28 protein-coding genes are annotated in these 24,524 nt (G+C 60.6%); 16 read left to right on the forward strand and 12 right to left on the reverse strand.

All coding sequences use genetic code 11. The features are described 5' to 3' along the window. Positions 1 to 13: 13 nt before the first annotated feature. The 3 genes from DHN55_RS00255 to DHN55_RS00265 all read right to left on the reverse strand — a co-directional run bounded on the left by DHN55_RS00255 (position 14) and on the right by DHN55_RS00265 (position 3,948). On the reverse strand, positions 14 to 244 hold the full coding sequence (locus DHN55_RS00255) for a hypothetical protein (RefSeq protein WP_337659744.1): 231 nt from the start codon (positions 242 to 244) through the stop codon (positions 14 to 16). 177 nt (positions 245 to 421) lie between these two features. Continuing rightward, on the reverse strand, positions 422 to 1,099 hold the full coding sequence (locus tag DHN55_RS00260; RefSeq protein ID WP_108879426.1) for an FCD domain-containing protein: 678 nt from the start codon (positions 1,097 to 1,099) through the stop codon (positions 422 to 424). Beyond that, positions 1,096 to 3,948, reverse strand: coding sequence for an FAD-linked oxidase C-terminal domain-containing protein (locus tag DHN55_RS00265; protein WP_108881614.1), 2,853 nt, complete (start codon positions 3,946 to 3,948; stop codon positions 1,096 to 1,098). Before DHN55_RS00265 ends, DHN55_RS00260 begins: the two co-directional genes overlap by 4 nt. A gap of 181 nt (positions 3,949 to 4,129) precedes the next feature. Between DHN55_RS00265 and DHN55_RS00270 the strand changes: the two genes are divergently transcribed. The 6 genes from DHN55_RS00270 (at position 4,130) to DHN55_RS00295 (ending at position 10,237) form a co-directional block, all read left to right on the forward strand. Beyond that, positions 4,130 to 5,326: an aminotransferase class V-fold PLP-dependent enzyme gene (locus DHN55_RS00270; RefSeq protein WP_108879427.1), complete on the forward strand. Its 1,197-nt coding sequence runs from the start codon at positions 4,130 to 4,132 to the stop codon at positions 5,324 to 5,326. A 39-nt stretch (positions 5,327 to 5,365) separates the two neighbouring features. Beyond that, positions 5,366 to 6,349, forward strand: a complete 984-nt coding sequence (locus DHN55_RS00275; protein WP_108879428.1) for a DctP family TRAP transporter solute-binding subunit — start codon at positions 5,366 to 5,368, stop codon at positions 6,347 to 6,349. 114 nt (positions 6,350 to 6,463) lie between these two features. After that, positions 6,464 to 6,955 (forward strand): TRAP transporter small permease subunit, encoded by a 492-nt coding sequence (locus DHN55_RS00280; protein WP_108881615.1) that lies wholly within the window; start codon positions 6,464 to 6,466, stop codon positions 6,953 to 6,955. Positions 6,956 to 6,957: 2 nt separating this feature from the next. Further along, positions 6,958 to 8,241: a TRAP transporter large permease subunit gene (locus DHN55_RS00285; protein WP_108879429.1), complete on the forward strand. Its 1,284-nt coding sequence runs from the start codon at positions 6,958 to 6,960 to the stop codon at positions 8,239 to 8,241. A gap of 20 nt (positions 8,242 to 8,261) precedes the next feature. Continuing rightward, entirely contained in the window at positions 8,262 to 9,044 is a 783-nt protein-coding gene (locus DHN55_RS00290) for an enoyl-CoA hydratase (RefSeq protein WP_108879430.1), read from the forward strand. 32 nt (positions 9,045 to 9,076) lie between these two features. After that, positions 9,077 to 10,237 (forward strand): CaiB/BaiF CoA transferase family protein, encoded by a 1,161-nt coding sequence (locus DHN55_RS00295; RefSeq protein ID WP_337659745.1) that lies wholly within the window; start codon positions 9,077 to 9,079, stop codon positions 10,235 to 10,237. A 14-nt stretch (positions 10,238 to 10,251) separates the two neighbouring features. Here DHN55_RS00295 and DHN55_RS22140 read toward each other — a convergent pair whose 3' ends face one another. After that, positions 10,252 to 10,416, reverse strand: coding sequence for a hypothetical protein (locus DHN55_RS22140; protein WP_337659746.1), 165 nt, complete (start codon positions 10,414 to 10,416; stop codon positions 10,252 to 10,254). A 200-nt stretch (positions 10,417 to 10,616) separates the two neighbouring features. Between DHN55_RS22140 and DHN55_RS00300 the strand changes: the two genes are divergently transcribed. The 4 genes from DHN55_RS00300 to DHN55_RS00315 are packed head-to-tail and all read left to right on the forward strand — an operon-like array spanning position 10,617 to position 12,820. Next, positions 10,617 to 11,810 carry an aminotransferase class I/II-fold pyridoxal phosphate-dependent enzyme gene (locus tag DHN55_RS00300; RefSeq protein ID WP_108879432.1) on the forward strand — a complete coding sequence of 398 codons (1,194 nt, stop codon included), beginning with the start codon at positions 10,617 to 10,619 and terminating at the stop codon, positions 11,808 to 11,810. A gap of 28 nt (positions 11,811 to 11,838) precedes the next feature. Further along, the gene (locus tag DHN55_RS00305; protein WP_108879433.1) at positions 11,839 to 12,195 is read left to right on the forward strand and encodes a Lin0512 family protein; all 357 of its coding nucleotides are present in this window, start codon (positions 11,839 to 11,841) and stop codon (positions 12,193 to 12,195) included. Then, on the forward strand, positions 12,192 to 12,452 hold the full coding sequence (locus DHN55_RS00310) for a hypothetical protein (RefSeq protein WP_337659747.1): 261 nt from the start codon (positions 12,192 to 12,194) through the stop codon (positions 12,450 to 12,452). Before DHN55_RS00305 ends, DHN55_RS00310 begins: the two co-directional genes overlap by 4 nt. A gap of 2 nt (positions 12,453 to 12,454) precedes the next feature. Further along, complete coding sequence (locus tag DHN55_RS00315) at positions 12,455 to 12,820, forward strand: Lin0512 family protein (RefSeq protein ID WP_108879435.1); 366 nt, start codon at positions 12,455 to 12,457, stop codon at positions 12,818 to 12,820. 21 nt (positions 12,821 to 12,841) lie between these two features. Here DHN55_RS00315 and DHN55_RS00320 read toward each other — a convergent pair whose 3' ends face one another. Then, positions 12,842 to 13,645 (reverse strand): arylamine N-acetyltransferase, encoded by an 804-nt coding sequence (locus tag DHN55_RS00320; protein WP_108879436.1) that lies wholly within the window; start codon positions 13,643 to 13,645, stop codon positions 12,842 to 12,844. Positions 13,646 to 14,071: 426 nt separating this feature from the next. Continuing rightward, a complete protein-coding gene (locus DHN55_RS00325; protein ID WP_108879437.1) occupies positions 14,072 to 14,548 on the reverse strand; it encodes a cytochrome c in 477 nt (158 codons plus the stop codon). Positions 14,549 to 14,655: 107 nt separating this feature from the next. On the opposite strand from DHN55_RS00325, the gene DHN55_RS00330 reads away from it, so the two are divergent. Next, positions 14,656 to 15,537 (forward strand): LysR substrate-binding domain-containing protein, encoded by an 882-nt coding sequence (locus DHN55_RS00330; protein WP_108879438.1) that lies wholly within the window; start codon positions 14,656 to 14,658, stop codon positions 15,535 to 15,537. Between the two features lie 337 nt (positions 15,538 to 15,874). Here DHN55_RS00330 and DHN55_RS00335 read toward each other — a convergent pair whose 3' ends face one another. Continuing rightward, positions 15,875 to 16,780: a rhomboid family intramembrane serine protease gene (locus DHN55_RS00335; protein WP_108879439.1), complete on the reverse strand. Its 906-nt coding sequence runs from the start codon at positions 16,778 to 16,780 to the stop codon at positions 15,875 to 15,877. A gap of 66 nt (positions 16,781 to 16,846) precedes the next feature. Here DHN55_RS00335 and DHN55_RS00340 point away from each other — a divergent pair, with 66 nt between their 5' ends. From DHN55_RS00340 to DHN55_RS00350, 3 genes are all read left to right on the forward strand, one after another. Continuing rightward, positions 16,847 to 17,656 carry a methyltransferase gene (locus DHN55_RS00340; RefSeq protein WP_108879440.1) on the forward strand — a complete coding sequence of 270 codons (810 nt, stop codon included), beginning with the start codon at positions 16,847 to 16,849 and terminating at the stop codon, positions 17,654 to 17,656. A gap of 12 nt (positions 17,657 to 17,668) precedes the next feature. Continuing rightward, complete coding sequence (locus DHN55_RS00345; RefSeq protein ID WP_108879441.1) at positions 17,669 to 17,941, forward strand: hypothetical protein; 273 nt, start codon at positions 17,669 to 17,671, stop codon at positions 17,939 to 17,941. 233 nt (positions 17,942 to 18,174) lie between these two features. Then, positions 18,175 to 19,062, forward strand: coding sequence for a LysR substrate-binding domain-containing protein (locus DHN55_RS00350; protein ID WP_108879442.1), 888 nt, complete (start codon positions 18,175 to 18,177; stop codon positions 19,060 to 19,062). Between the two features lie 45 nt (positions 19,063 to 19,107). Here the strand turns inward: DHN55_RS00350 and DHN55_RS00355 are convergent, their stop codons facing one another. Together DHN55_RS00355 and blaOXA are read right to left on the reverse strand one after the other, a co-directional pair. Next, the gene (locus DHN55_RS00355) at positions 19,108 to 19,584 is read right to left on the reverse strand and encodes a nucleotidyltransferase domain-containing protein (protein ID WP_108879443.1); all 477 of its coding nucleotides are present in this window, start codon (positions 19,582 to 19,584) and stop codon (positions 19,108 to 19,110) included. Between the two features lie 60 nt (positions 19,585 to 19,644). Beyond that, positions 19,645 to 20,445, reverse strand: coding sequence for a class D beta-lactamase (gene blaOXA, locus DHN55_RS00360; RefSeq protein WP_337659748.1), 801 nt, complete (start codon positions 20,443 to 20,445; stop codon positions 19,645 to 19,647). Between the two features lie 258 nt (positions 20,446 to 20,703). On the opposite strand from blaOXA, the gene DHN55_RS00365 reads away from it, so the two are divergent. Beyond that, the gene (locus DHN55_RS00365) at positions 20,704 to 21,651 is read left to right on the forward strand and encodes a DMT family transporter (protein ID WP_337659749.1); all 948 of its coding nucleotides are present in this window, start codon (positions 20,704 to 20,706) and stop codon (positions 21,649 to 21,651) included. Here the strand turns inward: DHN55_RS00365 and DHN55_RS00370 are convergent. Both DHN55_RS00370 and DHN55_RS00375 read right to left on the reverse strand, forming a co-directional pair. Then, positions 21,639 to 22,268, reverse strand: coding sequence for a LysE family transporter (locus DHN55_RS00370; protein WP_108879445.1), 630 nt, complete (start codon positions 22,266 to 22,268; stop codon positions 21,639 to 21,641). The genes DHN55_RS00365 and DHN55_RS00370 overlap by 13 nt on opposite strands. 40 nt (positions 22,269 to 22,308) lie before the next feature. Continuing rightward, positions 22,309 to 22,911 carry a LysE family transporter gene (locus DHN55_RS00375; RefSeq protein WP_108879446.1) on the reverse strand — a complete coding sequence of 201 codons (603 nt, stop codon included), beginning with the start codon at positions 22,909 to 22,911 and terminating at the stop codon, positions 22,309 to 22,311. A gap of 176 nt (positions 22,912 to 23,087) precedes the next feature. Here DHN55_RS00375 and DHN55_RS00380 point away from each other — a divergent pair, with 176 nt between their 5' ends. Then, positions 23,088 to 23,729: a LysE family transporter gene (locus DHN55_RS00380; RefSeq protein ID WP_108879447.1), complete on the forward strand. Its 642-nt coding sequence runs from the start codon at positions 23,088 to 23,090 to the stop codon at positions 23,727 to 23,729. A 2-nt stretch (positions 23,730 to 23,731) separates the two neighbouring features. Here the strand turns inward: DHN55_RS00380 and DHN55_RS00385 are convergent, their stop codons facing one another. Continuing rightward, positions 23,732 to 24,493 (reverse strand): arylmalonate decarboxylase, encoded by a 762-nt coding sequence (locus DHN55_RS00385; RefSeq protein WP_108881617.1) that lies wholly within the window; start codon positions 24,491 to 24,493, stop codon positions 23,732 to 23,734. Between the last annotated feature and the right edge of the window lie 31 nt (positions 24,494 to 24,524).

Raw genomic sequence — 24,524 nt, forward strand, 5'->3', positions numbered from 1 at the left:
CCATACTGACTGTTCAGGCTTGCTGCCGGTGATCGTCTACAACGCTGAGGTTAGGTGGTGCCTGTTCGCCGACCTGTTGCAGGCAATCGGACAGTTTTTCGAACAGTTCAGGATGCTGGCCGCTGTCGACTGTGGTGTGAAAACCCTCGACATCGGGCATCGACACATGGATTGACCCATCGTCGCTGTCATACCACACCGCTATGTGAGAATAGGCGGACTTCCCCAATTTGCTGATACTCATGGCGACCTCAATTACTGACTTTGATACAAATATCGTAACCATTTGTTTACCTTTGGGTCAAACGCCGCCATTCCAAGTGGTAAACGGGCACAGAATACATGCAGTATTGAGTCAAATTGCGGCGGCAAGCCCCTGAACCGGCTATAGAAGCCTGAGTTAGGGTTTTCGACGCCTGCACTACCCGCGATCGTTGGCCCTGAGCCATTCCGACACGGTTTCCAGCTTGTTGCGCAAATGCTGTTTCAGGATGATGCCGAGCTTGCGGCCGTCGCGGGCCTGCAGGGCAGTAAGGATTTCCTCGTGCTCGGCCACTGCCTTGTCCCAGCGTTCCCGCGTCATGTTGGCGAGATAACGGGCACGGCGCACGCGGGCTGACAGCATGCGGTGCTGGGCGGCCAGGGTGTCATTGCGGGCAGCCTTCAGGATGGCGGTGTGAATGGCCTCGTTGGCGGCGAAGTACTCCGGCAGGCGCTGCGCCTTGTAATGCCCGATCATCTCGTGATGGGACTTGCTGACGGCGGCAATTTCGGCGTCGGTGATCTTCTCACAGGCCAGTTCGCCGGACAACGCTTCAAGCGCGCCCATCACCGGGAAGACTTCTTCCAGGTCCTCGACCGTGACGGCGGTGACCGACGAACCGCGATTGGGGGTCAGGGTGACCAGGCCTTCCGAGGCCAGCACTTTAAGAGCCTCGCGCATCGGCGTGCGCGATACGTTGTAGCGCTCGCACAACTCCTTTTCCGGCACCTTTTCACCCGGTGCCAGCTCGCCTTCGATGATCAGCCTCTGCAGGCGCTCCACCAGTTCATCATGCAGGGAGCGCCGCACAATGGCTTCATCCATTGTAATGTTCATGCACCGGTTCCTTCCCTGTTGTCCGCGATCGCCATCTCCAGCACGCGGGCCACGTGAACGGCCTCGCGCTGCGCGCCATCTGCTATCTGGTGACGGCAAGAGGTGCCGTCTGCCACGATCAGTGTATCCGATTCTGCCGCGCGCACCGACGGCAGCAAGGACAACTCGCCCATGGCTCTGGATACATCATAGGTTTCCGCCTGGTATCCGAACGCACCGGCCATGCCGCAGCACGAGCTTTCAACCGTCTCGACCTTCAGGCCCGGCACCAGTTGCAAGGCACCGGTTACGCTGGACATGACATTATGCGCCTTTTGATGGCAATGACCATGCAACAGCACATTGCGCTCAAGCGGCGTAAACTCAAACCTGTCCGCATGGGCAACCACGAATTCCTCAAACATCATAGCCGCAGCGGCAATCTCTTCTGCCTCTTCTCCCAGTTTCATGGCGGTCAGTTCATCGCGCAGGGTCAGCAGGCAGGATGGTTCCAGCCCGACGATTCTTGCCCCGGCACGCACCAGCGGAAGATAAGCAGCGACCAGGCGCCTGGCCTCGGCACGCGCCTCATCCACCAGACCCGAGGCCAGGTAGGTCCTGCCGCAGCAGGGCGGCCGCGATGAGCCTTCCGGCAACGGCGAGACCACGTGGAAGCCGCCGACCGCCAGCACCTTGCGGGCGGCACGCAGGTTCTCGCTGTCGAAATAGGTGTTGAACGTGTCCCCGAACAGGATCACCGGCGTTCCGTCAGCCGGACCGGCAGCATCACCATGGCGATAGCTGTCAGCGCGCCATTTCGGCAAGGCCCGCTTGCCCGACAGACCAGCAATGGTTTCACTCAATCGGGCCAGTCCAGGCACTGCATCACGGGCATTTGCCAGCCAGGGCATGCGGGCGAGATAAGGCGCATAGCGCGGCATGTGGGCCACCAACCGGTCACGCAGGGAGAGTCCCGCCTGGGCCACGCGGGCTGCCGCCACCTCGATTTTCATGCGGGCCATGTCGACACCGGTCGGGCATTCACGACGGCACGCCTTGCAGCCGACACACAGCTTCATGGTGTCCGCCATGGCATCACCGGCCAGGGCCTCAGCCCCCAGTTGTCCGGATACGGCCAGCCTGAGCGAGTTGGCCCGCCCACGGGTCAGGTGAGCCTCATCGCGGGTGACCCGGTAGGACGGGCACATGGCGCCACCGGCCAGCTTGCGGCAGGCGCCATTGTTGTTGCACATCTCGATGGCGCCCTGAAAACCACCACCGGCGCCGGGCCATTGCGACCAGTCGAGCGCGGTCGGCATCTCCGGCACGGCATAGTCCTGGTTGAAGCGGAACAGCGAGCGGTCATCCATTTTCGGCGCATCGACAATTTTACCCGGGTTGAACACACCGTCAGGATCGAACGCCTGCTTCACGTCCCGGAAGCTCGCCATCATGCGCGGGCCAAACATTTTTCCGTTGAATTCGGAACGCACGATACCGTCGCCGTGTTCGCCGGAATGCGAGCCTTTGTACTTGCGCACCAGCTCAAACGCCTCTTCGGCGATGGCGCGCATGGTTTTCACGTCGTGTTCCAGCCGCATGTTGAGCACCGGGCGCACATGCAGGCATCCGACCGAGGCATGGGCGTACCAGGTGCCTTTGGTGCCGTGCCTTGCAAAAATATCGGTCAGACCTGCGGTGTAGGCAGCGAGGTCTTTCAGTTGCACGGCGCAGTCTTCCACGAAGGAGACCGGTTTTCCTTCCTGCTTCATGGACATCATGATGTTGAGGCCGGACTTGCGCACTTCGGCAAGGTCTGACTGCAACCCCGGCTCGTTGACCTCAACCACTCCTCCGACATGCTCGCCCGTGTGCGACCAGTCAAAACCCAGATCGCCCATCACCTGATGCAACTGTTTCAGCCGGTGCAGGTTTTCATCCCAGTCATCCTCGGCGAAATCCACCAGCAGCAGGGCGTCCGGTTCATCCTTCACCACCTTCTCGATGGTCGGGCGGAAAATGTCGATGCCGCGGGCCAGTTCGATCATGGTGCGGTCGACAAGCTCTACCGCGACCGGATCGAGTTTCACTATGTGCTGGGCCGCATCCATGGCCGCATGAAATGTCGGGAAGTGGCATACGCCCATGGCCTTGCGCACCGGCAGCGGTGACAGTCTGAGCGTGATCCTGTCGGACCAGGCAAGCGTTCCTTCCGAGCCCACCAGCAGTGACGACAGGTTGACCGGCGACCCGTTCGGCACCAGCGCATCTATGTTGTAGCCACCGACACGGCGCATGACTTTTGGAAATTTCTTGGCGATCTCGGCCTGCTCGCGGACCCCCAGTGCCAGCAGCTCGGCGACAAAGCCGGGCTCGCCGGCAGATCCGGCTTCCGCAAACCGTGCCTCGGACCCATCGGCCAGGACGGCATCGATAGCCAGCACATTGTCGCGCATCATGCCATAGCGCAGGGACCGGCCGCCGCAGGAATTGTTGCCGGCCATGCCGCCAATGGTGGCGCGCGACGCGGTCGACACATCTATCGGATACCACAGCCCGTGCGGCTTCAGGCGCCGGTTCAACTCGTCCAGCACAATACCCGGCTCGACGACACAGGTGCGGGCTTCGACATCCAGCTCGACCAGCCGGTTCAGGTGTTTCGACGTATCAATGACAATGGCGTCATTGACCGTCTGGCCGCATTGCGAGGTGCCGCCGCCGCGCGGCAGCACCGACACGCCTTCCTCCCGCGCCAGCCGGATGACGTTGCGCACATCTTCAGAGGTCTCCGGCACGACCACCGCGCGCGGCATGATCTGGTAGATCGAGGCATCGGTGGCATAGCGCCCGCGCGAAAATGCATCATCCATCACCTCGCCCTGCACGGCATCGCGCAGGCGTCTGGTAAGCGAGGATAATGCAAGTGTGGTCACGCAATAGGCCTTGACATAATTTTGAATGCAAAATTAAATATACGCATTCCAATCGAGGTGGCAAGGCCGAACCGGCTTGACCAATTCCGCCGCCTGAGACTTCAAAGGACTTCATTACATGCACGCCCCAGGCCGCCATTTTCTGCAGATCCCCGGCCCCACCAACGTGCCGGACCGGGTGCTGCGCGCCATGGATTATCCGACCATGGACCATCGCGGACCGGGCTTTGCCGAGGTTGGCCTGAAATGCCTGGACGGCATGAAATCCATCTTCAAGACCGACAAGACCGTGGTGATCTACCCGGCCTCGGGCACCGGTGCGTGGGAAGCAGCCCTGGTCAACACGCTGTCGCCGGGCGACAAGGTATTGATGTGCGAAACCGGCCATTTTGCTTCGTTGTGGAGCAAGTTGGCCAAGCGGCTTGGCCTTGAACCGGTCCTGATCGAGACGGACTGGCGACGCGGTGCGATACCCGAAGCAATCGGCGAAGCGCTGGACGCAGACAAGGCACACGACATCAAGGCGGTGTGCGTGGTGCACAACGAGACCTCGACCGGGTCGACATCGCGCATGGGCGATGTGCGCGCCGCCATGAATGCAACCGGCCACCCTGCCCTGCTGATGGCCGATACCATTTCCTCGCTGGCGTCGATCGATTTCCGCCATGACGAATGGGGCGTCGATGTCACGGTCGCAGGTTCGCAGAAGGGCCTGATGTTGCCGCCGGGCCTGAGCTTCAATGCAGTCAGCGACAAGGCTCTCGAGGCTGCCAAAACCTCGAAAATGCAAAAATCCTACTGGGCGTGGGACGAAATGGCCGGGCCCAACCAGACAGGTTACTTCCCCTACACGCCTGCCACCAACCTGCTGTACGGGCTGGCGGAAGCCATCGACATGCTGCACGAGGAAGGCCTCGACAATGTGTTCGCCCGCCATAAGCGCCATTCCGAAGCCACCCGGCGCGCGGTGCAGGCCTGGGGCCTTGAGGTCCTGTGCAACGAGCCGAAAGACTATTCGCACGCGCTGACCGCCGTCATGCTGCCGGAAGGGCACAATGCCGATGAGTTCCGCGCCACCACGCTGAAACATTTCAACATGTCGCTGGGCAACGGCCTGTCACGGCTGGCCGGCAAGGTGTTCCGCATCGGCCATCTCGGCGACTTCAACGATCTCATGCTGATGGGCACCCTGTCAGGCGTTGAAATGGGGCTTGGCGTCGCGGACGTTCCGCACCAGATTGGCGGTGCACAACGCGCCATGGAGTATCTGAAGACCGCCGCAACAGAAGAAAGCAGCTCTGTTGCGGCTGAATAACAATGACCTGCTGCAATTCCTTTTGGGAGGAAACTGAAAATGAAAAGCATTATCAAGGTTCTGGCCTTTTCAACCGCACTGGCCGCAATGGCCTCTGCGGCACACGCTGAAAAACTGATCCTCAAGTTCGGCCATGTGGGCAAGCCGGGTTCGCTGTTTGCCGCCTCGGTTGACGAATTTGCCAAGCGTGCCAATGCAGCGCTCGGCGACAAGGCTGAAGTCCAGGTATTCGGCTCTTCGCAGCTCGGCAAGGACAAGGAACTCCTGCAGAAGCTCAAGCTCGGCCAGATCACCTTCTCGCTGCCGTCATCGGTGATGTCGTCGGTGTCGGACACGTTCGGCGTGTTTGAAATGCCCTACATCATCAAGGACCGCGATCACATGAAGCGGGTGCAGGCGTCCATGGGCGACACCTTCCAGGCAGCGGCAAAGGCCAAGGGCTACCGCATCCTGAGCTACTATGAAAACGGCTTCCGCCACATCACCAACAACACCAAGCCGATCGACAAGCCCGGCGACCTGGCCGGCATCAAGCTGCGCACGCCTAAGGGCGCCTGGCGCGTCAAGATGTTCAAGCTGTACGGGGCAAACCCGACGCCGATGGCGTTTTCCGACGTGTTTACCGCGCTGAAGACCGGCGTGATCGACGGCCAGGAAAACCCTTACGCACAGATCTGGTCAGCCAAGTTCCAGGAAGTGCAGAAGTACCTGTCGATCACCGGGCACGTCTACACACCTGCCTATGTGCTGGTATCCGACACCCATTTCGGCAAGCTGCCGGAAGACGTTCAGAAAACCCTGATGGACGTGGCTGCCGATACGCAGGGGTTTGTGTATGACACCGCGGCCGGTCTGGAAACCGAACTGCTGGAAAACCTGAAAAAGGGCGGCATCACGGTGAACACGGCCGACAAGGCAGCCTTCATCGAGGCGTCCAAGCCGATCTATGATGAGTTCTCGTCGTCGGTCGAGGGCGGCAAGGAACTGATCGAGAAGGTCCAGGCCGAAGCCTCCGGTTCCTAACACAGGAAATATTTCGGGGATGATTTACCCATCCCCGACCTCCCTGATGAAGGCCGGTCTTTGTTTACCGGCCTTCATTTTCAGACCTTCTTACCGATGCCAGGGGCAACCAGCATGACCGGCGTATTTGGCCGCGGGCTTGGCCGCACACTCGAATGGATCCTGATCACCCTGATGGTGACGCTGACCACGCTGGTCATTGTCGCGGTGGTGTATCGCAAGCTCGGCAACTCGCTGTCCTGGTACGACGAGGTCGCCTCGGTCGTTTTATCCTGGATTACCTATTACGGCGCGGCGCTGGCCGCACTCAGGCGCAAGCACATCGGCTTTGACTCGGTGCTGCTGGCCATCCCGATGCCAATGCGCATGTGGGCGGTGGCGTTCGGCGAGGTCATCGTCATCGGCTTCTTCATCCTGATGGCCTGGGCCGGGTTTACCGTGCTGAATGTCTTGCAGGGCGAGACGCTGGACAGCCTGACCTGGATACCGGTGCAGCTGACACAGTCGGTGATCCCCATCGGCGCCATCCTGTTCATTTTATGCGAACTGCTCAGCCTGCCTGACTACTGGCGGCAGATCGCAGCCGGCCAGTCGAGCGAGCATTAGCCATGGTTGTCCTGATCATCTTCCTCGTTCTCGTTGCGCTGATCTGCATCAACGTACCGATCGCCGTAGCGCTTGCCGTTGCCGGTGTCGTCGGCCTGCTGATGACCGAAGGCCCGGGTTCGCTCGTAACCGTGGCGCTCGACATGTATGACGGGTCGACGAAATTTTCGCTGATCGCCATTCCGATGTTCGTATTGGCCGGCGCCATCATGAACGCGGCCGGCATCACCACCCGGCTGATCAATTTCATCACCGCGCTGATCGGCTTCGTGCGCGGCGGCCTGGCCATGGTCAATATCGGCGTGTCGCTGTTCTTTGCGGAAATTTCCGGCTCCGCCGTGGCAGACGTTGCCGCCATGGGCTCGATCATGATCCCGGAGATGAAGAAACGCGGCTATCCAGCGCCGTTTGCCGCCGCCGTCACCTCGTCGTCGGCCTCGCTGGCGGTGATCATTCCGCCGTCGATCCCGATGATCCTGTATGCTTCGTCGGCCAATACTTCCGTGGAGCAATTGTTCGTGGCCGGTTTCGTGCCCGGCTTCCTCGGCGGCTTCGGGCTGATGATGGTGGCCTATATCTTCGCCCGCAAATACAATTTTCCGGTGGAAAAGGCGTTCAACCTGAAGCGTCTGCGGGAGACCTTCGTTGAAGCGCTGCCGACCTTCCTGCTGCCGATCATCATTCTGGGCGGTATTTTCGGCGGCTTCGTTACCGCGACGGAGGCAGCGGGCCTGGCCGTGCTGGTGTCCATCGGCATCGGCCTGTGGTACCGCGAGACCAACCTGAAGGAACTTTACAAGGCGATGCTGGACGGTGGCATGCAGACCGCCGTCGTAATGGTGCTGGTGGCGGCCTCGGTGCTGGTCGGCGGCTTCCTGACCCGGGCCCAGGTGCCGCAGGAACTGGCCTCGCAGCTTCTGTCGATCACCGACAACCAGTACGTCATCCTGCTCATCCTCAACATCTTCTTCCTGATCATCGGCTTCTTCCTGCACTCGGCCGCCGCCATCATCCTGGTGGTGCCGATCGTGGTGCCTTTGATCGTGCAGGCCGGCATCGATCCGGTGCATTTCGGTCTGGTGGTCACGCTGAACCTGGCGATCGGCCAGCAGACACCGCCGGTGGCCTCGGTGCTGATCACCGCGTGTTCCATCGCCAAGGCCAATATCTGGGATGTGACGCGGGTCAATATCTGGTTCATCGCGGTTTTGATGACGGTGCTGTTGATGTGCACCTATATTCCGGCCATACCCATGTTCCTGGTGGAATACTTCTACCGGTCCTGAGGCTTTGAAGGCGTGAATCGATGACTGAACCGCAAGACCTGCTGTGGAGCGAAGACAACGGCGTCGGCGTGATCACGCTGAACCGTCCGAAGGCGCGCAATTCGCTGACCTTTGCCATGTACGAGGCCATCCGCGATATCTGCGAACGCGCTGCCGGTAATGAGAACCTGCGCGCCGTCATCATCACCGGATCGGGCGACAAGGCGTTTGCAGCCGGCACCGACATTTCAGCCTTCCGCGACTTCTCCAAGCCGCAGGATGCGCTCGACTATGAAGCGCGCATCGACAAGGTGCTGGCGGCACTTGAAGCGGTGCCGGTGCCGACAATCGCCGCCATTTCAGGGGCTTGTACCGGCGGCGGGGCGGCCATAGCCGCGTGCTGCGATCTGCGCATCGGTGCGCGCGACATGCGCTTCGGCTTTCCGATTGCCCGCACGCTCGGCAACTGCCTGTCCAACAACAACCTGGCGCGGCTGTCGTCCATGCTGGGCGCCCACCGGGTCAAGGAAATCATCTTCACCTCGCGCCTGATCGAGGCGGAAGAAGCGCTCGCCCTCGGGCTGGTGTCGGAACTGCATGACGACAAGGCTGCGGTGTTAGCGCGCGCCCATGAACTGGCGGAAACCCTGAAAGGCCACGCACCGCTGACCATGCGCGCCACCAAGGAAGCGCTCAGACGCCTGCGCGTCGGACATGACGGCGATGATCATGACCTGATCGTCGAATGCTATATGAGCGAGGATTTCCGCGAAGGCATGGAGGCCTTCCTGGCCAAGCGCAAACCGGACTGGAAGGGCAAGTGAGCAGCGTTCCGAACACGGGGCCCTTAAAGGGCATGAAAGTCATTGAGATGGCCCACATCATGGCCGGGCCCGTCACCGGCCTGATGCTGGCCGACATGGGCGCCGACGTGATCAAGGTGGAACGGCCCAACGGCGATGATACAAGGCGGTTCCTGCCGCCGGACATTGAAGGCGAATCCGCCGCCTTCATGATGATGAACCGCAACAAGCGCGGCATAAAACTCGATCTCAAATCGGAAGCCGGAAAAGCCGCGCTGATCCGGCTGATTGAAGGGGCCGACTGCCTGATCGAGAATTACCGCCATGACACCATGGAAAGGCTCGGGCTCGGCTATGACGAGCTGAAAAGAATAAATCCCGGCCTGATCTATTGCGAAATCTCCGGCTTTGGCCGCACCGGGCCATATCGCGAGCGCGGCGGCTTTGACCTCATCGCGCAAGGCATGTCGGGCCTGATGTCGATCACCGGCGAGGCGCCGGGCCGCCCGCCGATCAAGGTCGGCGCCCCGGTATCCGACATCACCGCCGGTATCCTGGGTGCCATGGGCTGTGCGGCAGCCTACGCCCACAAGCTGAAAACCGGTGAAGGACAGCGGGTTGATACATCGCTGTTCGAGGCCGGCATCACCCATACCTACTGGCAGTCGGCGATCTGTTTTGCCACCGGCACCGCGCCTGGGCCCATGGGATCGGCGCATCCGCTGAACGCGCCTTATGAAGCGTTCAGGACTGCTGACGGCTGGCTCAACCTGGGCGCGGCCAACCAGACCAACTGGGAGCGCATGCTGAAGGTGATCGATGCGGAACAGCTGGCTGAAAACCCGAGCTTTGCGACCAACCGCACCCGCATGGAGAACCGCGGCGAGCTGGCCGATGCGCTGGCGCCCTATTTCAAGCCGGAAACCACGCAGCACTGGCTCGAAGCACTGGAGGCGGCAGGCGTCCCGGCAGGTCCGGTGCTGTCCATCGACGAGATGCATGCCGACCCGCAGACCATTGCCCGCGACATGGTACCGGAGGTCGAGCATCCGGTGGCCGGCACGGTCAAAACCATCGGCGCGCCGGTGAAATTCCACGGGACGCCTGCCGGCGTCAAGCGCCCTGCCCCGCTGCTGGGCCAGCACACCGAAGAAGTGCTGAAGGAGGCCGGATTTTCCGCAGACGAGATCCGCGCTGTCATCGACGGCGAGTAAAGCGGCAGGAAAAGTCACTTCCCAGCGGCGTAATCCGCATATGCCGCAATCACAAACAGCGCGATACAGATAGCGCCAAGTATCCATTGCGCCCGCCTGGACATCGCTTTGTCCATCCCGCACCAGTTCAGGAACTCCACGAAGAAGTAGAACACGGAAAGCAACTTTCCCCAGCCCATGTCCGCTCCTTCCTGATCACCTGATTTATGAAACCGTGGCCACAAAGCCATGGCCTGCGGCCATTGTCGCCGTTTCCCGACAACAAGACATTAACGGCGCAGCGGCACTCAGGGGTCTTGATTGCCTGAACAGCATTGGCACCAAAGCTTCCTGTCACTGGGCTAGTGCGCAGGCGTTTGATTGAAGCTATGCTGGCGTCATGACAGACACTTTCACCGGCACCTTCACCCAGCAGGAACCGATCCCCGACGACGCAATCGAGCGCGCTGTCGAGATCATGCGGTCCGGCCGCCTGCACCGCTATAATACCGGGCCGGGCGAGACGTCGGAAACCGCGCTGCTGGAACAGGAATATGCCGCCTACATGGGCGTCGACTACTGCCTGGCCGTCACCTCCGGCGGCTATGCCCTGACCACAGCGCTGCGTGCCTTTGGCCTGCAACCGGGCGAAGCGGTATTGACCAACGGTTTTACCCTGGCACCGGTGCCGGGCTCCATAGCGGGCGCCGGCGGGCATCCGGTGCTGGTCGAGGTCACCGAGGACCTGGTCATCGACCTGGACGATTTGCGCAAGAAGATAAAGACCAGCAAGGCACGGGTTTTGATGCTGTCGCACATGCGCGGGCATATCGCCGACATGGACGCGCTGATGGCGACCTGCAACGAAGCTGGTGTCGCCGTCATCGAGGACTGTGCCCATACCATGGGGGCTGAGTGGGCCGGGGTGAAATCCGGGCTGCACGGCATTGCCGCTTGTTATTCCACCCAGACCTACAAGCACATGAACTCCGGCGAAGGTGGCTTTCTCGTCTCCGAGGACGCGGAGCTGATGGCGCGGGCCACCATATTGTCGGGCTCGTACATGCTGTATGGCCGCCATCTCGCCTCGCCGCCGGAAGAGGTGTTCCTGAAAATCCGGCTTGAGACGCCCAACTGTTCCGGGCGCCTGGACAATCTGCGGGCCGCGATCCTGCGCCCGCAACTGAAACTGCTGGACGAAAACTGCCGGCGCTGGAACGAGCAGTATGACGCCATGGCCAGCGAGTTGTCCTACGTGCCCTATGTGCGCCTGCCGCACCGGCCCGACAAGGAACAGTTTGTCGCCAGCTCATTCCAGTTCAATGTGCCGACGTTCACGCCCGACCAGATCGACAAGCTCTTGAAGACGACACTGGCGCGCGGGGTCGAGCTGAAATGGTTCGGCGCCGATGAGCCGGTGGCGTTCACCTCGCGCCATGACAGCTGGACCTATGCGGGCAACCAGTCGCTGCCGAAGACGGATGAGGTACTGTCCACCCTGATCGACATGCGCCTGCCGCTGACCTTCTCGCTGGACGACTGCCACCTGATCGGCCGCATTATCCGCGAGTGCGTGCTGGCGGCGCGGAACTAATTTTCAAAAAGAAAGGATCTAGATCCTCATGACTCTCAAACGCGTTGCGATGGAATTCGGCATGGGCACCGACCTGCACGGCATGGACTATACCAAGGCGGCGGTGCGCGCCCTGAAGGACGCGCTGTGGCACAACTCGCTTTCCATGGCCGACGCCTTCGGCTTTCCGCGCGACGCCATGCAGGTGGAAGTGCTGATCGGCGTGGCGCAGCCCGACAAGGTGGACAAGGCGCAAGTCGCGGCCGTGCTACCCTACGGCTCGGCCAAGGTCATTGTTGAACACGGCGGCCTCGACATCGAAAAGGACAAGGGCGACACCACGGTGATGGCCAATGCGGCAGCGGTCGTCTATTTCGACATCGCAGAAGGAGCTTATACCAAATGAAGAGATTACTGATCCATTTGACCGATTTTTCGCGTTTGCTGGCTAGGCATGCTTCACACCTTGGTCTGACTGACCACAAGTGGAGCATAACGACGTCCGGCGGACGCGAAAAATCGGCCTTTGGTGGGCCAAATCCGTCCATCTGGTGCGTTGCGGCGCTTGCCCGATACACCGGCATCGCGCTGCGCGCCGCGCCTGCCAGAGTGAACGGATTTGACTCCATCAAATGGGTCAGTAATCCCTTCGTTTGGTATTAGCCATGGCTGAAAAACGTCTCATCCTGGAAATGGGCACTGGCAACGACCTGTACGGCGAAGACTACACCAAAGCCGCCATCCGCGCCGTGCAGGACTGCCTGCACCATTCCTCCCTGTCCCTGTACAAGTCACTGGACCTGGACCCGACAAAGATGGTCGTCAACGTCACCATCGGCGTGCAGAAGCCGGACCAGGTGGACACGGGCGCGGTGGCCAAGCAGTTGCCTTACGGCACGGTGACGGTTACAGCGGTCAAGGGCGGGCTGAATGTGCCGGACGAGGCGAACAATCAGTTGACTGTGGTGGCAGCGGCAGCTGTTGAAGCGCGGTATGATATTCCGGAGGGGCGGTATCGGTTGGTGGGGTGAAAACTAACGACTCACTTGCTGTTAGCCAAAAAGCTCTGCGTGACGATTGTTGATCTTTGACCAGATGGAAGCGATTTCGGGTACGTCGAGGTTGAAATCATCCTGCAGGCAATCAAGCAACGCCTTGCTTGAGGTGAGCACTTGTTCATTCATGCCCTGAGGCCCAATTGTTCTTTTGATGCAGCCGCGCAGAATTATGTGACGGTCGGAGTAGCGGCGTTGGGCCTTTAGCATGCGGCGGAATGATGAGGTCTCGTCAGTCTGCAGGGATTTGCTGATTTCGTCGAAATGGATGTCATCTACCGAGATCAGTTTGTAGTCAAACGACGTCGGCTCTCCGCCTGGAAGCTGTTCTGAAAACCGGAACCAGCCGTTGTCTTCATCCGTCACCGACAGGGTGTAGGGCGGCTGGTGGGAGGTTGCCTGGAACAGCGAGATGGGTTCGATCATGCTGCCGCCGAAACCTGTGTCTACCAGCAGCGGCTCTTCGCAATCCACGCGCAGGAACATGTGATCGGCGGGCGCTGTGCGGCTTTCGCCGTTGTCGCCGACATGGCCGGCCAATGTCTGGACTTCGAAGCCTACTTCCGTCAGGGCCCAGCGGAACAGGGCGTTGAGCTCGAAACACCAGCCGCCGCGGTGGTTGTCCACCACCTTGGTGTAGGCGCTTTCGACATCCGTCGGTACCGGGATGCCGAGTTGCTGGTCGAGGTTTTCGAACGGCACGGTCTGCAATTGCGCCTGCATGAGGGCGGTTAGGGTTGACCTGTCCGGGCGCGGGTCACCGGTGAAGCGGATGCGGTTGAGGTAGTGGTCGAGGTTCATGTTGGGAATGTTAGACGGGATCGGGTGGGGAATTCCAGATTGGCGTTGGGTGTGTGGGTTTGGTTTTTGGTTTATTTCGCTCACGCAAGCAGCCTTGGGTTGCGCTCCGCGGGGGCGGGCCTGACCGGCCCGAGGCCCGTCGGGCCTAGTTGGAATTCATCATGCAGGCAGGTGCGCGCTGAAACTCATTATTCTGGTCGAACAGCTTTTCCTCGCTCCGCTCGGGCCGTTCTCCGGCCCTGAACAACCGGTGTAACGGCCTGCCTCCGAGGCACGAAGTGCGCCCTAGCGGAGCGCAGCCTTTAGGCTGCTTGCGTGAGCGATATAAACTAGAGCGACATAAACCAACCACCCACACTCAACACCCAACAAAAAATCCCCGGGCCACCAGCCCGGGGATCACACTCGTCAAAAACTTGAAACTTCCTACTTCTTCGGCGCGCGGAAGTCTTCGTGACAGCCTTTGCATGACTTGCCGACACCGCCGATGGCGGCCTTGATGGCATCGACGCCACCGCCTGCGGCATCGGCCATCTTGGCGGCTGCTGCCTGCAGTGCCTTGTGCTTGTTGGCAACCTCGGGATAGGTGTCCCACGCTGCCTTCTTGGCCCAGGTCTTGCCTTCCATGCCGGCATCTTCAATGGCCGTACCCTTCGGCCACATGGCGTCCTGGCCGATACTGGCGGCTTTCACCAGATTGTCGGCGGCCAACTTGGCCTGTGCTGCGTCATACTCCATTTCGCCCTTCACCATGGCGCCGAGCTTGCCGAGGTTGAACGAATACAGCTGCATCACCGCCTGGCGCGCCTTGATGGCCTTGTCTTCGGCCTCGCCCGACACGGCAACGCCTGTGCCCGCTACAATACCTGCTGCAACCATCGCTGCTACGATCATACGCTTCATGTTGTCTGCTCCTTACTAGACTGCCACTTCCCAACACCGTGAGTTTCAGAATAGGCTATGCGCCAACGATCACTAATTCCCGAATTTCGCAATGAAGGTGTGCGCACATGCACAGGCTGGACTGGAGCGACCTGCAATACATTCTCGCCGTGGCCAATCATGGATCGCTGGCGGCGGCGGCGCGTGCGCTCGGCGTCAACCATTCCACCGTGCAGCGGCGCATCACCTCGTTCGAGGCCCTGCAGCAGGTCACGGTGTTTGACCGCAAGCCGGACGGGTACAAGCTGACCATCGAGGGCCAGCAGCTGCTGGAGGCAGCCAAGGCGGTCGAACAGGCGGTGTGGGGGCTGGAGCGCAAGATCACCGGCAAGGACCTGAAGCTGGAAGGCACCATAAGGCTGACCACGACGGACACGCTGTTGCACACCATTGTCGGCAGGCCTTTAGCGCTGTTTCACCAGAAGTATCCGGACATTCTATTGGACGTGTCGGTGACCAATTCCATCCTGTCGCTGACCCGGCGCGATGCCGATGTGGCGATCCGCCCGGCCCAGTCAAAGCCCGAGCCGCTGGTCGGCCATCATGTCGGCGATATCCAGTTTGCCGTCTATGCCGCACCCGCCTACCTGCGCGACAGGCCAGCGCCAACGCTGACCGGTCTCGACTGGCTGTCCCCCGGCGACACGCTGGCCAACACGACGCCGGGACGCTGGCTGCGCCGAACGGTGCCCAAGGCCAAAATCGTCATGCGAACGGACAGCCTTTTGGCGCTTGGTTGTGCGGCGCAGCGCGGACTCGGCGCGGCCATGCTGCCGACCTATCTGGGCGATGAACTGGACGGGATCGAACGGGTCGACGTAGCCTATGAAAAGTTCAGCAACGGCCTGTGGATCGTCACCCACGCAGACCTGGCCAACGCCGCGCGGATACATACGTTCATGGAGTTCATGAGCGAGGCGCTGCGGCAGGAGATGGGGGTTGCGGTGTGACGGGGTTGGAGAGTGGGTTGGGTTGGTTTATTTCGCTCACGCAAGCAGCCGCTTTGCGGCTGCGCTCCGCTAGGGCGGGCCTGACCGGCCCGAGGCCCGTCGGGCCTAGTTAGTTATTAGTGGTCGAACAGCTTTCTTCGCTTCGCTCAGGCCGTTCTCCGACCCTGAACAACCCCAGTGATGAACTCCGACCGAAGCACGGAACGTGCTGAGGCAAGGCCGACTGGCCGCCGCGCGAAGCGCGCCCCCGCGGAGCGCAGCCGCTAGGCTGCTTGCGTGAGCGATATGAACTCACGAGCGAAATAAACCACCCAGCCAGACAACCAATAACCCAACCCTAAAACATCAACGCCAGCGCCCACGCACCGGCGATTGTGTACGCGGTGAGTTTCAGCCCGTCTACCTGGCGCTGTTCGTCGCCGAACCAGGCCTTGTCCTTGCGCGACATCCAGTAGCCACCGGCCAGACCGGCGGCGAACCCGCATATGTGGGCGCCGATGTCGGTGTTGCCGTCGCCGAACCCCAGGAATGCCATCAGCATGATGCCGCCGCCCAGCGGCGCCCAGTAGCGCAGTGAAAACTCCGGCGGCCGCCACCTGTGGCGCAGCGCCGCGAGCAGGCCGACAGCGGCGAATACCGCCGTTGATGCGCCGATGGATGTGTGGGTGGGTGCCTGCCACAAGGCGTTGAGCCAGTTGCCGGCAGCACCGGCCAGCACGGTCGAGGCCCAGGCGATGCCGGGGCCGGTTTCCTTGGCCAGCAACCACACGAAAATAATGCCGAAGGCCAGGTTGCTGGCAATGTGGCCGAGGTCAAGATGCAGGGTCAGCGCAGTGACCGTGCGCCACAGCTCAAGGTCGGAAGTGACGTGATGAGCCACCATGGCGCCTTCGCCGGCCCAGTCGGTTGAAAATGTGCCGCGACGTGCAGCACCGAAGAAGAACAGCAGCACAGCCGCATAGGCCAGTGCTGTCGTAGAGAACGAGACTACAATGGCCGGCTTGACGAAGGGTTTTTTGCCGGCAGCGGCGCCTGTGGCGTTCTCGCTGTCATACTGGTCCAGTTCCCAGGTGGCGCGCAGCTCGTCTTCCGGTGCCACGTAGACCGCATAACCGCCCTCTTCCGACGCCAGCAGGGCGCGCATGTCCATGGCGGTCAGGGTCAGCGCATAGGCACGAGCCAGTTCGCCGTCCTCGGTCAGGCGAACCCGGACAGGAGCTTGTTGTTGATCAGCATCGCTCAATGTGGTTGGTGCTTTCCGGATAAATCGAAGTCATCTCTATATGGGCTCAACGATACTATAGCGCAAATGATCACTCCCGACGACGAACTGGCGGAAGCCTACAACGAAGCCCTGGCGCTGGAAAAGGCCGGTGACCATGCCGCGGCTGCGAAAGCCTATGCCCGCGTGCTGGCTCTCGATCCGGACGATCATGGCGGTGCGGCAGTGCGGCTGGCCGCCATGGGGCTCGGCGATACGCCTGAGCGCGCGCCGGAAGCCTATGTGGAAATGCTGTTCGACCAGCATGCCGCCGTGTTCGACGACATTCTGGTCGACCAGCTCGGCTATCATGTGCCACTGCTGATGCGCCAGGCGCTGCTGGATCATGCACCCGGCCCCTATGCCCGCCTGCTCGACCTTGGCTGCGGCACCGGGCTGGCGGGCGTTGCACTGGCCGACATGTCGTCCAATCGCACCGGCATCGATCTGTCCGCCAACATGATCGACCTTGCCGCCGAGCATGAGCTCTATGACGAGCTTTACGTGGGCGATGCGGTCAGCTTCGTGGAAGAGGTGGACGACGAGCCGTGGGACCTGGTTGCGGCCACCGACGTGCTGCCCTACCTGGGCGGCGTGGCAGCGCTGTTTGCCGGCGTTAAGCGCATCAGCACCGCCAATGCGGTGTTCGGGTTTTCAACCGAAGTGCTGCCGGACGAGGTCATGGGAACGCACGATTTCATGGTCGGCCCGCACCAGCGTTTCGTCCACAAACTTACCTATATCGAGACGGCCCTGAACGTGGCGGGCTTTACCCTGCTGCATGCAAGCGATATTACGGTGCGCCATGAAGAAGGCACACCGCAGCCGGGCCACCTGGTGCTGGCCAGAGTGGGCTAGGATACAGAAGCAATGCCGGTAAAACAGCAAAGAGCCGCGACGCTGGAGGAAGATCTCGACCTGCTTCTGGATGAGCTGTGCGCGAAATGGCACTACCGCAACGAATTGACCGGGGCGGAACTGATCGCCAAGAAATCACCTGTCACAGCCATTGATTTCACCCGGGCGGTGCTGGAAGCAGACGGGTTCAAGCCGGACAACGAGCCCAACCTGGTGCGCCAGGTCAAGCGCAAGTTCATCCAGCGCTACGGCCTGCAGGTCGCGCCGGAGACCTATGAGGGCTAACCCTGCCGGCCGTCATCTTCTGCTGCGGCGGTTGCGTGTGCCGGCCCGTTGATCACGACGCTGCCCCGGGCAATCAGGCTCGCGGAACTGGAAGCTCAGCAGCCGCACAACGTCCTGGAGTATCTGCAGCAAGTCTCTCACGGGCCCTATTCCTTTGTGGCCCATGAAGCGCTGCTTGCTGCCGGCGTTCAAACGAGTTAATCATCGCTTTTGATTAACTTGAGGTTATGTGAATGAAACGGGGACGACTGCCCCTGACCGCCCTGCGCAGCTTTGAAGCGGCCGGCCGGCTGGAGAACATCACCAAGGCGGCAGCGGAACTGTATGTCTCGCAAGCCGCCGTCAGCCGCCAGGTGCGCGAACTGGAAACTATCCTCGGGCAGAAGCTGTTTGAGCGGCAGCACCGGCGCATAAGGCTGACACCGGCGGGATCGACACTGCTTGGTGTCCTGACCGACGGCTTCGACCGGATGGAAGACTGCATCAAGCTGCTGTCGGAAACCCGGGAAACTGCCGTGCTGACGGTCAGTGTCGAGCCCGGCTTTGCCGCCATGTGGCTGGTGCAGAACCTGGCCGACTTCCGCACTGAATACCCGGCCATAGACGTGAATGTGGACGCGGATGGCCGCCTGATCGAATTCCGCTCCGGCGACGCGGAACTGGCCATCCGGTTCAGTTGCGAAAGATCGAAATGGCCGCGCACCCAAGCGAAGCGGCTTTACGATATCAACCTGACACCGGTCGCTTCGCCCGACCTTCTGGCCAGAACCGGCGTTCCCAAACATCCCGCCGATCTGCGTCAGTACACCTTGCTGCATGAGGAAGACCGCATCTTATGGCAGGAATGGTTTGCCGCAGCACAGGTTGCACATGATCCGATCCAGCACGGGCCCCTGTTCGCCGATGGCGGGCTGGTCATGCAGGCCATGCTGGACGGCCAGGGCATCGGAATTCTGGACAAGCGCCTGGTTGCCCGGGAAGTGGCAAACGGCCGCCTGGTGCAACTGTTCGACGTTCCGTTGCAATTCGGCACCTACTGGCTGGTGGCGCGCGATTTTTCAAAATTGTCCCCGCCCGGTGCTAATTTCGCTGACTGGCTCACGGCGCGTCTGGGTTCGTGAGCGCTGCAGGATTGACAGCTCGCGCGACGTGCAGTGCCTCCCCGGTTAATGGGTGTCCTGGGGAAAAGTCTCCCATCGCCAGGGTTGAAGGGAATAATGCTCCGCCCGAAATCGAACCATGTTTTCGATGGATGTGCACTGGATTGCCGTGCCCGCGAGAGTGCCCTCGCAGCAAAGAGGTGACGACCAGACATAGGGTAGATCGCCCCAGAACAATGTCTTCAGCCTGTCTCCATTTGGTTTAACCAGAAACAGTTCAACCATCAGGTCCAGACAGATATAGGCACGCTTGTGCGGAAACCGCTTAGCCGGAATTTCCGTGAAGCCCAGACCTGACAGCGGATTGTGGTGCACCAGCATTTCCCATGACGGTGCCACGAGCAACAAGTCTATGTCTGAATGCTTGCGCGGGCGCGTAAGCTTCAGAACTTCCTCTGCCCAGCCACCAAAAAGACAGGTCGCAAAACCCGCTCCGGCCAGCGTATCCAGAATCGACAAAACGGTATTTGCACTATTGTCCATAACACAGTGCCGAGGAGAAACACCTCAAATCCACGGGTCTGTGCTGCGCCGGGTGCCGCACTAGTTTCCAACCAGATCCGGCAAGTCTTCGAGCAGGCTGGCCCGCGCTCTTCGAGATGCACCTGTCGAGTGGCGTTTTTCGTCCTTGATCAGCCGCGCAAATACCACTTGCCTGTCACCTTTCGTTGCCCACCCGACGAACCAGCCCGTGCCTCGTGCCCGGTCGAAACTTCCATCAGCCCGCCGGGGATAGGCGAGGCCGGTTTTACCGCGTACCAGCCAGCCGCCGTCCAGCGCGACAGCTTCCACGATGCTCGAAGTCTGCTGGAAGGTATCGGTCTTTACCGGCAGTTTGCGGTTCAGCATCCGGGACAGGAAGCGAACCTGCTCCATGGGTGAAATCTTGAGCGATGACCCGATCCAGGCGCGCTCAAGGGCGTTGTTCCGGCCCTTGTCACCGGAGAAATCGGCATTGCCGTAATCGAACTTTTCCAGGTACCCCGTGATGGCGGCGGCGCCGAGTTTCCTGGTCATATGCTGCGAGTACCAGACGACGGAATATTTCATCCATCGCTTTGGCGTCGTGTCCTGCCGCCAGTTGTCGCCGCCCCAGGCGACATATCCCTCCTTGAACGGGAGTTTCGGGGCATTCGCGGCCTTGATGATACCGGCGTCGAATCCGATAAGGGCAAGCGCAAGCTTGAATGTGGAAGCCGGCGTGGCGCGCGTATCGCAATCGCCGGCCTTGCTGATCGCCTGCCCGCTTGCTGCGTCGGCGACCACAGTACAAACGGTTTTTGCATGAACAGGCTGGGCCAACAGGACAATTAGGGACAATGACGCAAACAGGGGTGTTTTCAAAATTGTGACAGCCTTCCGATTGGTTGATTTGGCGGGCGAAACTAACCTGTTTTGATGCCCGCCTAAAGCGCCTGCAGGTATAGGGAAACAGTCGCTCTGCAACCGGTTCATCCGGTGCTTGCCGGGGGTTATCCAGCGTTCGGACTGCGCGGGTCCGGCTACGTTGTTGTGGCCAGAAACGGTCGCAAACACAACGGCGCCGGTATCGATCCATTGCTATACAAACAGTGACGTTGAATGCCAGGAGGCCAGCACGCCATGCAGGAAATGAGGCCGGCAAAGCCCGACCAGACGGCCCTGGCTATCGGCATTATCCTGGCTTCGGTCCTGACCATGGCGTTTGCCGACGCGGTGGTGAAACTGGTCAGCGCGGACCTGACGGTCTGGCAGGTGTTCGTTGCCCGCTCCGTGTTTGCCATTCCCTGTCTGATCGCAATCCTGCCAGCCATGGGCGTCGGCTTCCGGCTTGCGTCGCTGAAATGGGCATTGATCCGAAGCGCGCTGCTGGTGCTGACCTGGCTGTTCTTCTATGCCTCGCTGCCAGTTCTCAGTCTGTCGGTGGCAGCGGTTGCCGTCTATACCAACCCCATCATTACCGCCCTGCTGTCGGCGGTTGTAATCGGTGAACGGGTCAGCCCGCGGCAGTGGGCGGGCGTACTGCTGGGTTTCCTCGGCGTGATCGCCATTCTCAAACCCGGCACTGATGCCTTCTCGTGGTTCACCGTCCTGCCCCTGATCGCGGCTGCCTGCTATTCGCTGGCCATGGTCCTGACCCGTAGCAAATGCCAGGACGAACAGCCGCTAGTGCTGGGGCTGGCCCTGCACTGCTCGTTCCTCGTCACCGGCGTGATAGCCGTCGGCATACTCGCGTTGATCGGCCTGGACGCCGGCACGACACCCACCTTCCCGTTCCTGTTCAACGGATGGACGGCGATGGGTGCGCGCGAATGGGGACTGATGGCGCTCATCGGCGTGCTGTCAGCGGCCTACTTTGTCGGTGTGGCGCACGCCTACCAGATCGCGCCGCCATCCGTTATCGGCACTTTCGACTACGCCTACCTGGTTTCAGCCGCCGTCTGGGGTTTTATTTTCTTTGCCGAAACACCGGATGTCTACACGATCTGCGGCATGGTCTTGATAACCGCAGCAGGATTGCTCGTCGCCGTGCGCCCGGCCAACCGGGTGGTGAGCGATCAGCGCTCCTGAAAAGCAAGGCGGACACCCAGAGCGCAATAGATTGATCCGACGACCCTGCCCTGCCATTTCACCACGGTCGGGTTGCGCTTCAGGAAGCCGCCGACGCTGCCGGCGCACAGGGCGAAAATGACCGTGCTGGTTAGCCCCAGCGCCATCAGGATGATGCCGAGCGTGGTCAACTGCAGGAATACGGATCCGTTTTCCGGCTTCACGAACTGCGGCAGGAACGCCAGGAAGAACATGGCCGTTTTCGGGTTCAGGACTTCGGCCAGAATACCCTGCCGGAACGCCTCACCCGGTGTCAGCCGGATCGACTGACTGCCGGCGGTGTTGGCCGGGGCCTTCTCGAATATCGCACGGATTCCCAGGTAAACCAGATAGGCCGCACCGAGATATTTGATCAGGGAAAACAGGAAAGCCGATGCCAGGATGATGGCCGAGATGCCAAGCACGGCCAGGGCGGTGTGAATGACGTCACCGACCGCGATGCCAAGGCCGGTGGCCAGCCCGACGCGGGTGCCGGACGTCGTGGCGCGGGCCACGGTGAGCACTGTCGCAGGACCGGGAATAAATACAAACCCGATGACGATGGCGACATAGGTAATCAATGTAGTCTGGTCAATCACTTTTCATATCCTCAATCAAATTGGAAAACCTCTACCCGGTTCAGCGGCCAATCAACAGGCGGACACCCAGTGCGCCAAGCACCACTGCAGCGACGCGGTCGATATACACCTTGGCCCTGAGATACATCCTGCTGACGGCTTCCGTGCTCATCCCGACAGCCAGCGCTGTATAAAACAACAGTTCGATGACAAGGTGGTTGAGCACGACAACTGCGTTCTCGAACAAGGTTATTTCGGCGGGGAAAATGACGATGAGCACTGCCGCTGCAAACAGCACTGATTTCGGGTTTGTCACATTAATCAATATGCCCTGCCGGAAGGCGTGGCGGGCCGGCTTCATGGCCGGTTCGAGCTTGTCGCGCGCGCCCTGCCACATGCCCCACGCGATATAGAGGAGATAGGCGGCACCGACGATGCGAGCCGCCGCATAGGCCCACGGCACCAGCTGGAAGACCGCCTCCAGGCCAAGCAATGCCATCATGGTCCAGGCTGCCGCCATCAGGCCGAGACCGCATCCGATGGCAATGCCGGACGCCCGACCCGATTTCAGCGTTGTCTGAATGGCCACAAGCAGCGCCGGTCCCGGACTGGCAATGGCTGCGAACAAGGCAATATTGAAAGCGATCAGATGTTCAATTGTCATGGGGGCAAGACCTCAGGTGCGAAACGAACAGAACAGGATAGAAGGGCAAATTCCGGACAACCGCAACCCGCAATCTTCGCCTGTCACCTCACCCGCAGCACAGCCGGTCATGGCGCTTGACTGCGCTTCGGTTAAATGGAACATTCAGCGAACATAAAATTCGAGAGGACCGCATTATGGAAAACCTGTCTGTCTATCTGCCCGGCATCATTCTTGCCTATTCGGCGTTTCTGCTGGCCATTTCCAGTCCAGGCCCCAACATCCTGGCGGTGATCGGCACTTCCATGAGCGTGGGCCGCAAATCCGGCATCGCGCTGGCCTTCGGTGTTGCCGGCGGCTCGTTCGCCTGGGCCGTACTGACGGTTGCCGGCCTGTCGGCACTGCTTGCCGCTTATTCGTCCGCCCTGTTTGTGATCAAGATATTCGGCGGGCTTTATCTGCTGTGGCTGGCCTACAAGTCGTTCAAGTCTGCCGCGTCAGCCCATGACATCGAGGCAAAGCAGCTTGCAGGCGGCGAGCGCACACCGATGGGCTATATGACACGCGGCTTCATAATCCAGATGACCAACCCCAAGGCGGCGCTGGCCTGGATCGCCATCATCTCGCTCGGCCTGAAGCAGGATGCGCCGATGTGGGTCGGACTGGTTATCGTCGGTGGTACCTTCGTGCTGTCGATCATCATTCACACGCTTTACGCGGTGGCGTTTTCAACACCGATCATGGTCATGATTTATTCGAAAGCCCGGCGCTATGTCCAGGCAACCCTGGGTGCCTTCTTTGCCTTTGCCGGTATCAGGCTTCTGACCAGCAGGACCTGATTTCAGTGCCTGGCCAGCAACTGCCCGTAACCTTCGAACCGATCATCGATGCGGGCCAGACGCAATGTGTCCCAGATCATGGCCTGGTTGGAACAGATGGCCGGTTTGCCGATGGCCGCCTCGATTTCCCCGATGACGTCCAGGGTTCTGAGGGCACCGCAGGAAATGAAAACTGCATCAGCATCCGGCCGGTCCAGTGATATGGCAAAGTCGCGGATGAAGGACGGCGCGACACGAACCATGTCGCTGTCCTTTTCCAGATTCAGTCCCTCAATCGCCAGAATGTCGAAACCGGCTGCGGCCATGTAATCCGCCTCACGCTGGTTGACCTCGTCGAGATACGGGGTGCCAACGACGATTTTTTCGGCGCCGACCTGGCGCAGCGCACGCATGACGCCGGTGATCAGCGAGGTTGCCCTGGCCTGCGGCTGGCCCTTGTTCAATTCAACCATCACCTTCGGTTCGCCAATGACCAGTGATCCCGACGTGCAACCGTAACACACCACATCCAGGGTACCGTCAGGCAGCAATGTGGCAGATGCTTGTGCCAGAAGATCAGCCTGGGCGGCCAGTGTTTGGCTGGTGATGCTGTCGGGAATCGCAGCGCGCGCGATATGAATACCGACACCATCCGGACGCAGGGCCATCACATCGTCCTGAATGGTTTGCTCCGTGGCAAGCAACACATAACCGATTTTGGCGCGGTCGTGGCGGCCATTATCAAAAACAACATCATAAGCTGCCGATTGGACAGGTGTGAGCACCACGGGAGACCCCAGCAAGGAAAAAGTGCGG

Source organism: Anderseniella sp. Alg231-50 (assembly GCF_900149695.1).
Taxonomy (GTDB): Bacteria; Pseudomonadota; Alphaproteobacteria; order Rhizobiales; family Aestuariivirgaceae; genus Anderseniella.